This window comes from Streptomyces sp. NPDC048417, from assembly GCF_040651615.1.
Lineage (GTDB): Bacteria > Actinomycetota > Actinomycetes > Streptomycetales > Streptomycetaceae > Streptomyces.
In genome coordinates, this window is sequence record NZ_JBEZKI010000007.1 from 315,577 (window position 1) to 329,873 (window position 14,297).

The following is a 14,297-nucleotide window of genomic DNA, read 5'->3' on the forward strand; positions in this document are numbered from 1 at the left end:
AACTCCTTGGTAGGGAAGGTCAGTTGGCTGGGTCGGCGCGGATGAAGAGGTTGTCGAACCAGCAGGTGACGGCCGCGTCGCTGGTGCGTTGCATGGCGGTCACGGTGACGGTCGCACCGGGCGTCAGCCCGTACACCCGGAACATGGTGGAGACCGAGCTGTAGACGGTGCCGCCGTGCGAGGCGGCGTTCTCGTCGTTGGCGGCCAGCACGACCGTGCTGCCCTGGGTGATCTGCACGCCCATGCAGGCGGTCGCGGTGGTGCTGCTCTGTGTCAGCATGCGCGCGCCGAAGTGCAGCAGGACGGCGCCGGTGGGCGGGGCGACGAAGGTCACCGTGAGCGCGGTGACGGCCCAGCCGGTGAGCGCGGCCGCGTAGGTCGTCGACGTGGTGTGGCCGGCGTCCAGCGAGGACGTGAACGAGATCGTCAAGGGTGTCCCGGCCGCCGGCGGCCGGAGACGTCGTCGTCGACGCGCAGGACGACCAGGTCGATCCGGCCGTACTGGGCGTCGCCGCCCGCGAAGGTGAGCGCGACCGGCTGGGTGACGGCCACCGGGTAGGCGCCCCGGTCGATGCTCGACTGGATGACGGCCCGGCCGACGCCCACCGTGGCGTTCAGCGTGCCGTCGGTGCCGGCCAGCCACAGCCCGGTCACCCGGTACACGCCGCCCTCGGAGCCCGGCAGGACTCCGGAGCGGCCCTTGGTGTCGGTGACCGGGGTGAGCGAGCCGACCTGGTTGGTCCGGGTGTCCTCCCGGCTCTGGCCGTCCGGGGACAGCCATGCGGAACGTACGGTCATGAGAACACCCCCGACGTCAGGAAGCGGATTCGTAGGTGCCGTAGATCGACAGCACGTCCCCGGTCGCCCAGACGAACGGGTACGCCGCGTCCCAGATGTCGATGCCGATCCTCAGGGAGTCCCGCAGTGAACGGGCCACGCCGCCGCCGGCCGTCGCGAGCAGGGCGCTGCCCTGGTAGAAGAGGCTCTCGGAGCTGTCGAAGCCGAGCAGGGTCAGCACCCGGCCGTCCAGCTTCCAGTCCGGGGTGGAGACCGGCGGGACCGGCAGTGAGAAGTACCAGTTGCCGCCCGCGGACCCGGAGGAGAGGGCGGAGAGGTTCGTCGTGGAGCCCATCTTGAGATAGATCCGTACCTGCACGACGGTGCCCGTCTTCACGTACGAACCCGCCAGCGTGCCGTTGCCGACCACGGGTGCGGTACCGGACTCCGTGCCCCACACCGGCTTGTAGTCGGTCCAGGACGGCACCGGCTGGTACGCCACCCACGACGTGCCGTTCCAGCGCTGCAGGATCCCGGCGGAACTGTCCCGGTACTGCCCGGTGTAGCTCGCGGCGGTGACGGTCCCGGCCGGGGCGATACCGCCCAGCGCGCTCGGGTACGACACCCACGCCGACCCGTCCCAGCGCTGGAGCGCGCCGCCGGAGTCGCGGTACTGGCCCGGGTAGGCGCCGTTGCCGGTCTCGCCGACCACCGGCAGGATGCCGCCGACCGCGACGGTGGGCGTCCGCAGGTCGGTGACGTCGGTGCTCCAGTTGATACCGCCCTTGCCGGCGCTGATCCCGGCGCGGACGGTGACCTGGTAGAGCGGCAGCGCGATGGCCGGGGCGGCGGGCACGGCCGGGGTGGTGGCCGGGGTGCCCTTGATGATCTCCAGGGCGGGCCTGGTCTGCCCGGAGTTGTCGTAGAGCGAGTCGTAGATCCGCAGGACGACGAGGTCGATCCGGGGGTTCGCGGCGTCGCCGTCGGCGAAGGTGAGGGGGGTCGTTTCGGGCAGGGTGACCGGATAGGCGCCCTGGGTGGCGCCGGCCGCGATGACGGCCCGGCCCTCGTGCACGGTCGCCGTCATGGCGCCCGCGGTGCCCTGCATCCAGAAGCCGGACAGCCGGGAGAGACCGTCGTACGACCCCGGAAGGATGCCGGAGCGGACTTCGAGCGGGTTGGCCGGGGTGGTCGCGCCCAGCTGGGTCAGACGGGTGTCCTCGCGGGTCTGACCGGACTCGGCCACCCATGAGCTGCGCAGGTTCATGCGGAGGTCTCCTGTGTTCTGTCGACGGGGGGACGGGCGGTGCTGCCGACTCGGGTACGGGCGCCGGTCACCACTCCGCCGAGCGCCAGCGGACGGTGAGTTGGGCGCCGGTGCCGTAGCTGTCGGGGCGGAACGCCAGCTGGGCGCGGCCGGGTTCGAAGGCGAACAGTTCCTCGGGGCTGCTGTCCGCGGCGGCGGTGTGGCGGCGGCTGGCGGTGGCGTTGAGGGTGACCGTCCCCTCCGCCGTGTCCACGACCAGCTCGTCACCCGCCGCGAGCGTGATCACGTAGCGCAGCCTGCGGCCCGAAGTCCGGTCCGTGACGGTCGGGTTGGTGCACGGACCGATGAAGGTGAGGGTCGGATGGGTCGGCGCCGAGCCGGTGTTGTCGGCGTTGACGTCACCCGTGGAGGCCGCCTGGCCCCAGTACAACGGCCAGGTCAGCGGCCAGGTGAGCCCGCTCTCCGGCTGCGGGGCACCGGTCACGGCCGCCTGCTCGTCCACGGCGTAACGGCGCGGGTCGGTCGCGTACCACTGCACGGACGCCTTGGAGACACCCTGTGTGGTGTACGTCCGGTCGGCGGCCAGCACCCGCTGGCCGACCCGGGCCCGGACGGCGAGCGTCTCGCCGTGCAGCCGCACCGCGAGCCAGCGCTCCGAGTCGCCGAGGAGCAGGGCCTGGCGCAGGGCGCGCGTCGCGGCGAGGGAGGAGGCGGTGTCGTCGGCCGGCGGTACGGTCCACACCGTGCCGCCGACCTTGCGGGGCTTGGCGTAGCGCGCGCCCGGCCAGGCGCCATGCGCGGTGGGGTGGTCGGCGTCGGTGGTGTCGTAGTCCGGCAGGTCCTCCCAGCCGGTCAGCCCGTCGCTGCCGATCTCGTACGGCGTACCGGGGCCGAGCAGCAGTCCGGCCCACTGCATCTGCCCGTCGCGGGTGATGAGTGAGCCGGGGGGAACGTCGTCGGTGTATGCGGTTGTGGTCAGGTCGGCCATGGGCCTTCACCTCACTGGTATGCGGTTGTCCTTGCTGCTGAGGGGGCTAGCAGGCGTGGGCGGCGGCCAGGAAGAGCAGGTCGGTCGCGGTGGTGTGGGCGCCGGCGCCGTGGCTCTCGTGGAACTCCTTGATGCGGTGGGCCCGCCGGGCCCGCGCGCTGCTGTTCCGGCGGGCGAGGGCGCGTTGGCGTTCCAGGGCGCCGAGGGGCAGGACGCGGCCGGTGCGAGGCGCGGCGCCGGGCACGGCGACTCCGCCCTCCGCCAGCATCGGGATCTTGCTCAGATGCACGCCGAACTTCTTGCCGAAGAAGCTGAAGCTGAGCTTGTTCAGCCCGTCGATCACCCAGTTCGCGAAGGCGACGAGCCCCTGGATCGGGCCCTTGATCACCCCGGCGACGGTCTGCGCGCCGGTGGTGACGAACCGACCCATGGCGGTGAGGGTGTGGGTGGTGGCGTCCTTGATCCGGATGAACCCCTGGGGGATGTCCTTGGTGATCCAGGCGAGGACGGGCTTCACGGCGGTCCCCAGCCCGTTCCAGACTGCCGACACCCTGCCGCTCAGCGCGTGGGTGTCCCCGGTGGTGAGCGCCTTGAGGACGGCGAAGCCGGTGCCGATGAGGGTGCCGATCGCGGTCAGGACACCGGTGATCAGGGTGAGGTAGCCGGTGACGTACGTGTTCACCGCGCCGGCGATGGCCTTGAGGACGGGAGTGAGGATGGTCAGGTAACCGGTGACGTACTGGAGGATCAGCTTGGCGAGCTGGTCCATCAGGCGTTGCCCGGTCTCGGAGTTGAGCGCGATGTCCAGCAGCCGGCCGGCCACCGGGAGGAGCAGGCCGGTGACGAAGCCGATGGGGTTGGCGCGGGTCAGGGCGTTGACGACGATCATCACGCCGGAGCCGATGGTCATGGCGGTGCCGAAGGTGTCGAGGAAGTTTCCGAGCGGACCGGCGAGATCGACGAGGCTGAGGACCAGGGACATGACGCCGCCGAGGCCGGTCAGCAGCAGGCCCAGCTTCGATCCGGCGCCCTTTGGTCCGGTCTTGAGGGACTTCACCTCTCCCGCCGCGGCGCCGGCGGTCCGTCCCGTCTGGGTGACGGAACGGGCGGTCGCCTCGGCGGTCTCCTTCGTCTTCTGTACGACGCCGACGGCTTGGCCGGCGGTCGAGGCGAGGCGGTCGATACCGATGACGGCGTCCTTGAAGCGGCTGGTGGCCGTGCGTAGAGCGGTGACGCTCTGTTCGGCCCGGCTGCGCAGGGCGCCCACCATGGGCATGAAGGCTCCGAGCGGAGTGGCCGGAGCGGTGCCGAGTGCGGCACTCATCCGCGCGCCTTCGCCAGGAACATCAGCGCGTCGGCGGTGCGCTGCGGGCTGCTGGTCTCGGCCGCGTAGTAGTGCTCGATGTGCAGCGCGCCGCTGTCGGCGGCGGTGCCGCTCGTGGCGCCTCGGGCGGCCGCCCGCTTCAGCAGCCGATCGAGCTTGCTGAGCGGCAGTACGGCCTCCGCCTCACCGGCCTCGGCGAGGAGCGCCGGGACACCGCCGGAGCGGGGCAGCACGACACCGCCGGTGGCCAGCGCGGGGATCCTCGGAAGGCTGACGCCGAAGGTCTTGCCGCCGACCATCGGGACCCAGCCGGGGATGGAGACGTGGATGCCGTTGAGGGCGCCGATCGCGGAGTTGATGATGGCGATGACCCCGTTGATCGGGCCGCGGACCGCGCCCTTGATCCCGTCGAAGGCACGGCTCGCGATGCCCTTGAGGCCGCCCCAGATGCTGGACAGCCGGTTTTTGACGGCCTGGAAGGCGCTCGGGATCGCGGACTTGATCCAGCTGACGACCGGCGAGATGACGGCCTTGATGCCCTTCCACACCCCGGAGACGACCGAGCGGATCGCGTTGAGGGCGCCACTGATGATCGTCTTCCACATGGTGACGTAGGTCCGGATGACGGTGGCGACGGCCTTGACGATGTTCGTGACGGCCGTCTTGATGCCGCTCCAGACCGACTTGATCAGCTTGCCGGCGTTCTTCATGATCGGCCCGATGGCCTTCATGACGTTGCTGATCACGCTCTTGATGACCTCGAAGGCCTGCTTGAGGACCTTCTGCATGGTCTTCGAGTTGGTCACCATGTCGATGACCTTGTCGATGAGCGGCTGCAGCAACTGCATGAGCAGGCCGAAGAAGTTGCCCTTCATCGACTTGTTCATCTTGTCCTGGCCCTTGGCGGCCTTGCTCGCCCCGGACTCGTACTTCCCGAGGTTCTTACCGGCACTGGAACCGGTCTTGCCGGCCTTCCCGATGGACTTCTCCGCCTTGTCGGAGGCGGACTTGAGGTCCTTCAGCTCCTTCTCGGAGTCCTGGGCGGCTGACTTCAGGGTCTTGAGCTGCCCGGCTCCCTTCTGACCGGCAGTGCCGACGTTCTTCGCGGCAGTGCCGGCTCCGGAGGCCTTCTCCTTGAAGTCCTGGAGGGAACCGGACGCTTTCTTCAGTGAACTGACGAGGCTCATGTTCTGTCTCCTCGACCTTGGTCAGCCGGCGGCTTGGGCCAGCGTGCGCAATTCCGTGTTGAGGCCACGGATCGAGCTGGCGAGTGTGTCGACGGACTGATGCTTCTTCGCCGCGCTCTCCAGTTGCTTGGCCGCCGAGGCCATCTGACGCATGGCGCGGGGGGTGGCGAGACCGCGCACCTTGTCGCGGTACGTACCGACCTCGGTATTGAGGCGACCCATGGCTTCTTTGACGAGGTTGATCTCGGCGACTGAGGGGAGATTCGGCTGCTGTGCGTCCGTCTGCTCCTCCGGCTGCATCCCCCAACCTCGCCACCCCCCGCTCTCGCCCCGACCGAAGTGCCTTCGCTGGCGCTGATCCTGCGGAATGGCATCGCCGAAGAGGCCGTATTGCCGCGTGCGCCCCGTGTAAGCGAGGGTCAGCTCCTTGACCTTCGACACGAGGGCGGTGACGACGCCGGCGGCAGCGACGAGGGCGGTGACTGTGAGGACAATCTGGCTGAAGAGATCCGCACCCTTCAGGACCGCGAGGAACTCCTTGATGGGGGACATGTCCTTGACGATGTCCTGCCATTTCTGCGGTTCTTCTTCCTTTTTGTTTCCGCCGTTCTGGATCGCCGTCTTGAGATCGCTGATCTTCTGGTCGAAATGGGCGGTTGTTACGGCGGTTTTGGAGTGATCGTCGAGCTTCTGCTCGACGTCGGTCAGTCTGTCGTACACCTCATCCGTGGTGTGCTGTCCCATGCGTTGACTTCCTCTCCGTGGTTGAGCATTCCCGAAGTGTGGCCAATACCCCCAAAGCGGATCGGATCCGAGTCCGCCACCAGTCGAACCCGCCCTTGTCCGGGGTCTGTCGCTCCGGTATTGTTCGATTGGTTTATTTTCACGAGTGGGGGAAAAGTGAAAGTCTGGTACTTCTTTATTTCCGTGGGACTTCTGGCGATTTCGGCTATTTCCTTCTTCGTCTCCTTCTCGACATGGGAAAGCGCGCGAAGAGTCCCGGAGATACCGTCGAGACCCAAACGCGTTGCGCTGTCGGCCGGAATCGGTGTGGTGTTCTTCGGGCTCTGTGTATTCGTCCTCACGCTTTGACCGCGCGTCGCCCCGGTATCGCGAATGCGGCGTGCCTCTTCCGTTGTCGGTGGCGGCGGTGGCTTTTGGCCGGTGGGATGGTGATGGTGGCCCACTAGCCTCTTCTGTTCGTCGCTCTCATGGTGCTGCTCTCCTGGCGAAAGGCCGTACAGGGAGTGTCCTTCGCGAAATTCCTGCCGCGGGCCAGTGCTGGGGTCGCCGCAGAGGGGCTCATGGTGGTTTTCTTCCGGTTCAAGCCCTGAGCCCAGGTGCACCGGACGGAGCAGACAGGTAAAAGAACGGCTGCAGAGGTCAGGTAACAGTAACTGGGGGAATACGTGGCGGTTCTGGTGTAGTTCATGCTTGGAACAGGTCTTCTTGCGTTGGGGATCGTTTCTTCCTTTGTTGCCTTCCTCATGTGGATGCACAGACGCTCGGGCCAGAGCGACAACAACGGCTGACGCAATGAGGTGGATCGACGCTGATCGCCGTGTCCGGGCCGGGAGTTGAGCGTTCGGTGCGGGATCCTGTCGTGTTGCACACCGGCATCCCATGGGAGTACCTGCCGCGGGAGTTGGTCTTCGGCTCGGGTATGACGTGCTGAACGCGGCCGGGCCGGGCAGGCTCCAAACACCGCAACGACGTCACCCAGCTCATGCCCTTGCTCGATGTGATCCCGCCGGTTCGCGGCCGCGTGGGCCATCCGCGCCGCAGGCCCGACTCGCTCGGTGCCGACCGCGGCTACGATCACGACGTATACCGCGACCAGGTCCACGACCGTGGCATCGTGCCGGCGATCAACCGCCGAGGCACTCCGCACGGCCCCGGGCTGGGCACCTACCGCTGGGTGATCGAGCGGAGTTTCGCATGGCTGCACGGCTTTCGGCGTCTCCGGATCCGCTGGGACCGGCGGGCCGACATCCACGAAGCATTCCTCAAACTCGCCTGCGAACGGCAGGCCGTACCCTAAAAGGACGGCCCCCGGCAGCGCATCAGCATCTTGCTCTCCCGGCGGACACCATCAGACTGGTCCGCGCCATTTTGTTAGCCGTTGTTATTACGAAGCTTCTCCGGGCGTCGGCTGCGGGCCGAACGGGAGGAGGACGAGGACCGTTGCGCGGACTATGGCGCCGGCCAGCAGGGCCGTGAGGAAGCCGGTCACGTGGAGGCCGAGATCCAGCTTCGTGGTGAGCCACGAGACGAGCAGCCAGATCAGGGTGTCCTGGACGACGCCGACAGCGGACAGGATCAGCAGCGCGACCGGGGGAGCGTTGCGGATGTCGCTCGGGTAGGTGTGGATCAGCTGGTTCAGCACGAGGAAGACGCAACCGGCCAGCACGACCCCCATCCATGCGTCCTCGGCCACCACGCCGACGCCGGGGAGGAGGGCGGCGAGCGCCACGCCCAGGAAGGTGCCCAATAGCCGTCTTCGTTTGTACATGGCGGGAATCATGGGGGTCCGGCGCGGGCCGGCACAAGGGTCGTGTTGAGCGTTTACGGCTCTGCTCGGAGGCTGCCGTCCGCCAGGGCCGCGGTGAACTCCGACCAGGCCGTTCGTCCCACGGTTGTCGGAGGGAGGGCCGGGGCTTTGGAGTCGCGGATTGCGATCGAGGGGCCGGTCTCGGCTATCTCTACGCACGCGTTGCCGGCTGCCTCGGAGTACGAGGACTTGCGCCACTGCGGCTGGGACACGGCGGTGTACCTCTCACAGGTCGTGGGCGATCTCCAGGATCAGGTCTCTCGACTTGCTCGGATTCAATGCCACCTGTTCGACCAAGTCCAGCCGTCGGCGGAAGTTGGCCAGTTGGGTCGGTGAGTCGAAGAAGACCGCGCCGATCGGGGAGTCGACCTCGACCGTGTCCAGGTGAGGGCTGGCGGCACAGACGTACATCATCGTGTCGCCGGCCATGGGGAAGCCCTCGGCGGTGAAGGGGATGACCAGCAAGCCGACGTCGGGGCGTTCGCTCTCCTCCAGCAGGCGGTGCAGTTGGGCCTTGGCCACGCGGCTGCCGCCTGTGCGCATGCGCAGCGCTGCCTCGTGGACCAGGCCGACATACGGCACCGCGGGCTCGTTCGTGATCACCGCGTGCCGTGCCGAGCGGTGCGCGATCCTCAACTCGACCTCCAGGCGCGGCAGCGCGGGGACGAAGAGGTCGAAGAGGGCTCGGGCGTGCTCCTCGGTCTGGAAGAGGCCGGGGATGTGGGCGGTCTGCAGGGTGCGCAGAGCCGTGGCGTGGTGTTCGAGTTCCGCCACGTCCAGGAAGTCCGGCGGGATCTTGCCCCGGTACTCGTCCCACCAGCCCGAGGCGCGCCCGCCCGTCATCGCGGCGAGCGCGTCGATCAGCGTGGGGTCGTCGCACTCGTAGATGGCGGCCAGGCGCCGGAGACGCTGCTCGCTGATGCCGAAGCGGCCCGCCTCCGTGTTGGAGATGGTGGTGCGGTCGGTGCCGAGGAGTTCGGCCGCTCTCGGTGCCGACATCCCGGCCGCTTCCCGCAGCCGTCGTAGCTCGGCGCCGAAACGGCGTGCCGGACCGTCGGGGCCAGCCTGGGTGCCAACCGTCTTCCTCTCCTCGCTCGCGCACAGTTTGCCCACCTGCGGCGGGACCGTCCATCGAACACCGATACTCAACCCGTTGGGGTGAACTCGGTCTCACGGGTTGGAACTTGACGCTGCGGTGTGACGCAAGCCACTCATCTGACCCACGTGAGGTGACCGATGGACCACTGCTTCGACGCCACCCCCACCCGCGTCGGCTGGGGCGTCTCCGCTCTCGACCCCCTCCGGCCCGTCGCCGAGGCCCGGCATCGGACCCGGGTGTGGGTCCAGGAGCGCCGGCAGCTCGCGGAGTCGGCGGACTCCGTCGAGCTGGCCGTCGGGGAGCTGTGCGCCAACGCCGTACGGCACGGGGGCGGGCTCGCCGGGCTGGAGCTGGTGCTGGGGGCGGGGCAGCGGTTCGCACCGCCGTCGCTACGGGTGGTCGTACTCGATCGGGAGCCGGCCCGGGTGCCTCGACTTCCGGTCAGCAGCGACCCGTTGGCGGAGGGCGGGAGGGGACTGCGGCTGGTCGAGGCGGTGTCGCGGCGGTGGGGGTGGCATCGGGCGGGGTGTGGCGAGAAGTCGGTGTGGTGCACGTTCCCCGTGTGAGTCAGCGGCGGACGCGGCGGGCTTCGGTGAGTGCGTCCGTCCAGCCGGCTGCGTAGGCCCGGGACTCGCGGGTGAGCAGTTCCTCGTACAGCCGGTCTAGCAGTGCCTCGCGGTCGGGCGCGGGGGAGTGCAGGAGGTGGGCGAGGCGGGTGTAGGTGTCGATCGGCTGGTGCGGGAAGTTGCTCGTGCCAGTCGCCATGTCGGCCTGCTTTCCGGTCTGTCCGCTGGGCTGGTGGTACAGGTGCGCTCCCGACGCGTTCGAAGCGTCCGTTCGAACTAGTGTACGAGTAATCTTGTGGTGTCGCTCCGTGTTTGCCCAAGCCGGTTTTTTTCACTCTCCGTTGCCGCCCGGTCCGGACCTGCGGTGATGCGGGGGTGCAGTGGATGTTGTGTCAGATACGTGGAGTAGGATCCGGCCGTTCTCCCGTCGGTGAGGCGAAAGTGAACGGTGTGGCCTGACAACGGACCTGAGGGCCTGTCATACGACGGTGGACGGCCACAGGGCGGCCGTCCTCGCGCGGGGGGCGCGGTGGGGCAGGGACGAGAGCAAGGCCTATGGGGTGGACGGGGACGCGGGTAACGCGCGGCAACGGCAAGTGATCGACTGGCTCGAACAGGCCTCCGATCTGCCACATCTCATCGCTCGACTCTCCGAGCTGGTCCTGAGCCTCGGCTACCAGCCCCAGGACCTGGTCATCCTGCCGCGCGGTGAGCTTGACCGGCGGGAGACGGCCGCGTACAGCGCGGGCTGGGCCGATGTGGTCGACGAGCAACTTCCGGTGGTACGGCGGGCGTACGAGCAGCGGATCACGGCTGCCTATCTCCAGGGCCAGGAGGACGCGCGGACCGGGCGTCGGCCCCGGCGTGCCCGACGGCCGGAAGGGGAGGGCGAGCGGGAGCGAAGCCGGGAGCACGGCGGCGAGGTCATTCCGCTGCCGTATGTCCAACTCCTGCGGCCGCCGTCCGAATTGACGCGGGTAGAGCAGCGCGGGGAGCGGGAGCGGTCCGTCGCGGACGGCGGGCCGCGGGTCGACTCCGACGTCTCCGGCGCATCCGGAGTCCCTGAGGACGTGGACGACGATATCGACGCCGGTCCCGGAGCCGACACCCTGCTCTCCGCCCGCGAGGTGCGGGAGAAGCGGGTGGTGCCGGCCGCGGCCGAACGGCGTTCGGTCGTACGGCGGAACGGGCGGCCCAGTGTGCCTCCGCTGCACCGTGACGGTGCAGCCGGCGGCCGGGACAAGGGGCGCCGGTCGGATGCCGGGGAGCAGCAGGAGCGGGGAGATCCGCTGTCCGGCACCCGGCTCTCGGACAAGGCCCGGGCCCTCGCGGACGAGATGGAGGGCCGGGCCCCCGGTCGGCGCCAAGACGAGTGACCCTGCCGGTTGTACGGCAGGGTCAGCCGAAGAAGCGGGCCAGCTGCACGGCCGACGGTGTCGCGTCGGAGGCGGTCGAGGCCGTAGCCGGGTCCGGCTCCCTTTCGGCTGCCGGTGGTTCCGCGTCGTCGTACGACGGTCTCGGCACCGGCGTCGGCGGATCCGGCTGGTCGCCCTCCTCCGAGTTGACGGACGCGAACATCCAGTTCGCGGCCGCCAGATGGTCCACGGCGGCGGCCAGGAGGTGGTCGGACACCGACCACTCCGCGGCCTCGCCGTGCAGCTCCCTGTTCAGCGCGCTCTCGCGCGGCAGGTGCTTGACGAGCAGCGCGAGACGCCGAGCGGACAGCGTCTCGCGATGCCAGTCGAGCAGGTCGATGCCGTAGTAGCGGAGCAGGTCCGCTTCGAGGGCCTCGGCGTGTTCGTCCACGAACCCGACGAGGCTCAGCCTTCCCCCAGGCCGAGCCCGGTCTCCTTGCCGTAGGCCTCCAGGATGGCGGCGATGTCCTGCATGGTGATCTCGTGCTGTTCGAAGCCGGCGAACTGCTTCTCGCCGAGCAGCAGCCGCAGCAACCCGTCGACGTCGTTGTCGTCGAGCTTGCGCAGGGCCTTCGCGGTCGCGCGGGTCAGCTCCGTGGGCAGGGTGTAGCTCTCGTTGTCGAGTTCGAACGACCAGGTACGGCCGAGGGCTTCCAGGCGCTGGGCGCGCGCGGCGTTGACGTCGAAACGGGCCATGGTGCTCCTTGAGTAAGAGGTGGGGAGTGGTACGGGTCCGGGGTGGGACGGACCGAGGCGTCCGCCCCACCCCGGCGGATCAGGAAGCGGCGTACGCCGAGTCCTTCATCACGAAGCTGGCCAGAGCCGAACCGTCGGCCGAGGCCATCGCCGTGAAGGTGATGCCGAGCTGGGCCGCCGACTTGCGGGCCAGCTTGATGTCGTCCGCCGCGGTGACCTGGCCGCGCGGGATGCCGAAGCGGTAGGTGACGGTGGTGCCGTCGCTCGCCTTGACGTCCGTGAACTCCAGGCCCAGCGCCCGCACATCGGCGAATGGGCGGTCGGCGATGTCGTACTTGTAGACACCGGTCGAGCCGGTCACCGCGTCCACCGTGCCGCCGCCCATGAAGAACGGCAGCGTGTCCTCGTTGAACTGCATCAGCGAGAACTTCAGGGTCAGGTCGCGGTCCGAGTACACGAAGTGCACCGGGCTGACGGCCTGCCACACGTCGACCGGCTCCAGCTTGTCCTTCTTGGAGAAGGTGACGCCGTCACCGGAGGTGAAGCCGAGGTTTTTCCAGCTCGCCCAGTCGGTGGAGGTGTCGGTGGAGAAGGTCGTCGGCACGTCGGTGTCGGCGGTGGCGACGTAGAGGCGGCCTACGCCGGCGATGCGGATCTCGGAGGAGTTGGTTCCTGCCATGGTTGTTTCTCCTTTTTTCAGATGGTTGTTCGGATGGGTTGTCCGGGCGGGGTGCCGTACCCGGTCTGGTCCGGGTACGACGAAGGCCCCGCCGGGGGTGGCGGGGCCTTCGGTCTGTGGGGTGGGCGTGGGGGGTGGGTGAGGGCTGCGGGTGCGTCAGTAGACGTCGACGTACACCTTCATCACGGTGACGTAGCGGTTGGCCGCCGAGTAGAGGTAGTCGGGCAGCCAGCGCGGGCCGTCCTGCTCCTCGACCTCCGTGACGAGGTTGGTGCCGTAGCGGTGGTCGGCCATCGACAGCAGGATCTGGCGGGCGTCGTTCGCCAGCACGTGCGCGGCCTGCTTCGTCGGGCCGTACACCTCCAGCTCGATCAGCGGCTGGTCGACGTGGCGTTCGCCGACCCAGGCGCCGCCGCGGCGGTTCACGAAGACGGCGGCGGTCGTACCGTCGAAGCCGGTGGGTGCCTGTACGGCGACGGTGGCGCCGGAGAGTCTGGAGTCGTCGTCCAGGACGTCGACGATCATCGCCTCGATGTCGGGGAACGAGGCGGGTGGGGTGGGTGTGGTCATGCCGGATCACCTCGGGGCAGCGTTGGGATGAGTGCGGCCGGCCTGCGGACACAGCTCCGCCGCTGCACCAACTGTGACAGAGGAGCGTGCGCGCACGCAACTAAATCCGGGAGGAGATCGAAAGAGGGGGACGGGCTGAGGGTGGGGGCCCGGCGGGTGAGTGGGGGCTCGCCGCGCCCATGTGGCGGAGCCGCACCTCGAATACAGCCCCGCGTCCCCGAGAAAGAGGGGCGCTTCTGCACGGGGGCGTCGAGAAGTGCCGGAGTGCGCCGCCCCCGTAGGTGCACCCGTCGACCCACGGGTGCCCTCGCTGGCGCGTCCGGTTGTGCGGCGGCCGGGCTCAGTCGGTGGCGGAGGACGTTCCGCTGGTCGCGTCCGCCAGCAGGCGGCCGTCCTCCCGGCCGTGCTCGACGGTCGCCGGCACGTCGTTCGGCAGGAACTGCTCGACCACCCGCACGAACATCTCCCGTCGGTCCGCCGGCACCCCCAGCAGGTCGGCCACCTCCTCCAACGTGGGTCGGCGGCTGAACTCCGCACTGGGCCCGGGGGAGGCCAAGTAGTCGTGCGGGTCGGCCAGTTCCTCCGCCGTGAGGCGGCCGGAGCGGATCAGCATCTCGCGGACCGGGACGCCCAGCACGCGGGCGAGCCTGCGGGTGGTCTCCAGGTCCGGCATGCTCTGGCGCTGCAGCAGGCGGGTGACGGCGGCCCGGTGGACCCCCGCCTCGTCCGCTATGCGTGACTTGCCGCCGCCGCGTGGGCTGTCGATGTCGTAGCCGCGTTCGCGCATCAGGTCTTCGACCCACGCGGCGAACGCCTCCAGGTCCTGACTGGTCATCTGAGGGCTCGCTTCCTTCGGAGTGCGGCAAGTTTAGCTTGCTTGCGCGCACGGAATTACGTGCTCTCGTGCAGGCACCGAGGAAAGTCCGCGCGATACGGGGAGATTCCGTGGTGACGGGCGCCCGAGTGATCCCGATCTTTCCATGATCTACCGAAAGGGCCACTGGCATATTTGTTGCGAGCGCGCGCGCAATCTGTAAGGGTGGATGGCGCTCGCCTCACACCAGCCCCACCGGAGCCACCTTGGGAGTCTCAATGACGAAGTCAAGCCGCCTGCGTGACCGGTGGGGCGGAGGTGAAGACCCGTCCGTCACGCAGCAGCGCCCACAGCACGCTGGCCC

General features: G+C 68.8%; 18 protein-coding genes and 1 pseudogene. 3 read left to right on the forward strand and 16 right to left on the reverse strand.

Annotated features, from left to right (window positions below):
• Positions 1 to 19 precede the first annotated feature (19 nt).
• The 7 genes from AB0D59_RS14180 to AB0D59_RS14210 all read right to left on the reverse strand — a co-directional run bounded on the left by AB0D59_RS14180 (position 20) and on the right by AB0D59_RS14210 (position 6,287).
• Positions 20 to 430 (reverse strand): hypothetical protein, encoded by a 411-nt coding sequence (locus AB0D59_RS14180; protein ID WP_362564619.1) that lies wholly within the window; start codon positions 428 to 430, stop codon positions 20 to 22.
• Positions 427 to 798, reverse strand: a complete 372-nt coding sequence (locus tag AB0D59_RS14185) for a hypothetical protein (protein WP_362564621.1) — start codon at positions 796 to 798, stop codon at positions 427 to 429. Before AB0D59_RS14185 ends, AB0D59_RS14180 begins: the two co-directional genes overlap by 4 nt.
• Before the next feature lie 16 nt (positions 799 to 814).
• Entirely contained in the window at positions 815 to 2,044 is a 1,230-nt protein-coding gene (locus AB0D59_RS14190; RefSeq protein WP_362564623.1) for a hypothetical protein, read from the reverse strand.
• Between the two features lie 67 nt (positions 2,045 to 2,111).
• Complete coding sequence (locus AB0D59_RS14195) at positions 2,112 to 3,032, reverse strand: phage tail protein (protein ID WP_362564625.1); 921 nt, start codon at positions 3,030 to 3,032, stop codon at positions 2,112 to 2,114.
• A gap of 46 nt (positions 3,033 to 3,078) precedes the next feature.
• On the reverse strand, positions 3,079 to 4,356 hold the full coding sequence (locus tag AB0D59_RS14200; protein WP_362564627.1) for a tape-measure protein: 1,278 nt from the start codon (positions 4,354 to 4,356) through the stop codon (positions 3,079 to 3,081).
• Positions 4,353 to 5,543 carry a phage tail protein gene (locus AB0D59_RS14205; protein WP_362564629.1) on the reverse strand — a complete coding sequence of 397 codons (1,191 nt, stop codon included), beginning with the start codon at positions 5,541 to 5,543 and terminating at the stop codon, positions 4,353 to 4,355. Before AB0D59_RS14205 ends, AB0D59_RS14200 begins: the two co-directional genes overlap by 4 nt.
• A gap of 21 nt (positions 5,544 to 5,564) precedes the next feature.
• A complete protein-coding gene (locus AB0D59_RS14210) occupies positions 5,565 to 6,287 on the reverse strand; it encodes a hypothetical protein (protein ID WP_362564631.1) in 723 nt (240 codons plus the stop codon).
• An 859-nt stretch (positions 6,288 to 7,146) separates the two neighbouring features.
• Between AB0D59_RS14210 and AB0D59_RS14215 the strand changes: the two are divergent.
• Positions 7,147 to 7,584 (forward strand): annotated as a pseudogene (locus AB0D59_RS14215) (transposase); the annotation flags it as partial.
• Positions 7,585 to 7,671: 87 nt separating this feature from the next.
• Here AB0D59_RS14215 and AB0D59_RS14220 read toward each other — a convergent pair.
• Genes AB0D59_RS14220 through AB0D59_RS14230 form a run of 3 tightly spaced genes read right to left on the reverse strand, consistent with a single transcriptional unit; the run spans position 7,672 to position 9,093 of the window.
• Entirely contained in the window at positions 7,672 to 8,055 is a 384-nt protein-coding gene (locus tag AB0D59_RS14220) for a hypothetical protein (protein WP_362564632.1), read from the reverse strand.
• 53 nt (positions 8,056 to 8,108) lie between these two features.
• Entirely contained in the window at positions 8,109 to 8,306 is a 198-nt protein-coding gene (locus tag AB0D59_RS14225; protein ID WP_362564634.1) for a DUF397 domain-containing protein, read from the reverse strand.
• Positions 8,307 to 8,319: 13 nt separating this feature from the next.
• Positions 8,320 to 9,093 carry a helix-turn-helix transcriptional regulator gene (locus AB0D59_RS14230; protein ID WP_362564636.1) on the reverse strand — a complete coding sequence of 258 codons (774 nt, stop codon included), beginning with the start codon at positions 9,091 to 9,093 and terminating at the stop codon, positions 8,320 to 8,322.
• Between the two features lie 237 nt (positions 9,094 to 9,330).
• On the opposite strand from AB0D59_RS14230, the gene AB0D59_RS14235 reads away from it, so the two are divergent.
• On the forward strand, positions 9,331 to 9,759 hold the full coding sequence (locus AB0D59_RS14235; RefSeq protein ID WP_362564638.1) for an ATP-binding protein: 429 nt from the start codon (positions 9,331 to 9,333) through the stop codon (positions 9,757 to 9,759).
• 1 nt (position 9,760) lies between these two features.
• Here AB0D59_RS14235 and AB0D59_RS14240 read toward each other — a convergent pair whose 3' ends face one another.
• Positions 9,761 to 9,958, reverse strand: a complete 198-nt coding sequence (locus AB0D59_RS14240; protein ID WP_362564640.1) for a hypothetical protein — start codon at positions 9,956 to 9,958, stop codon at positions 9,761 to 9,763.
• A 289-nt stretch (positions 9,959 to 10,247) separates the two neighbouring features.
• Between AB0D59_RS14240 and AB0D59_RS14245 the strand changes: the two genes are divergently transcribed.
• Positions 10,248 to 11,135 (forward strand): hypothetical protein, encoded by an 888-nt coding sequence (locus AB0D59_RS14245; RefSeq protein ID WP_362564642.1) that lies wholly within the window; start codon positions 10,248 to 10,250, stop codon positions 11,133 to 11,135.
• 22 nt (positions 11,136 to 11,157) lie between these two features.
• Here the strand turns inward: AB0D59_RS14245 and AB0D59_RS14250 are convergent, their stop codons facing one another.
• From AB0D59_RS14250 to AB0D59_RS14270, 5 genes are all read right to left on the reverse strand, one after another.
• A complete protein-coding gene (locus AB0D59_RS14250; protein ID WP_362564676.1) occupies positions 11,158 to 11,514 on the reverse strand; it encodes a hypothetical protein in 357 nt (118 codons plus the stop codon).
• 65 nt (positions 11,515 to 11,579) lie between these two features.
• Complete coding sequence (locus AB0D59_RS14255; RefSeq protein ID WP_362564644.1) at positions 11,580 to 11,870, reverse strand: hypothetical protein; 291 nt, start codon at positions 11,868 to 11,870, stop codon at positions 11,580 to 11,582.
• Positions 11,871 to 11,949: 79 nt separating this feature from the next.
• Complete coding sequence (locus AB0D59_RS14260) at positions 11,950 to 12,549, reverse strand: phage tail protein (RefSeq protein WP_362564646.1); 600 nt, start codon at positions 12,547 to 12,549, stop codon at positions 11,950 to 11,952.
• Positions 12,550 to 12,705: 156 nt separating this feature from the next.
• On the reverse strand, positions 12,706 to 13,119 hold the full coding sequence (locus AB0D59_RS14265; protein WP_362564648.1) for a hypothetical protein: 414 nt from the start codon (positions 13,117 to 13,119) through the stop codon (positions 12,706 to 12,708).
• Between the two features lie 340 nt (positions 13,120 to 13,459).
• Entirely contained in the window at positions 13,460 to 13,954 is a 495-nt protein-coding gene (locus tag AB0D59_RS14270) for a helix-turn-helix transcriptional regulator (RefSeq protein ID WP_362564650.1), read from the reverse strand.
• Positions 13,955 to 14,297 lie beyond the last annotated feature (343 nt).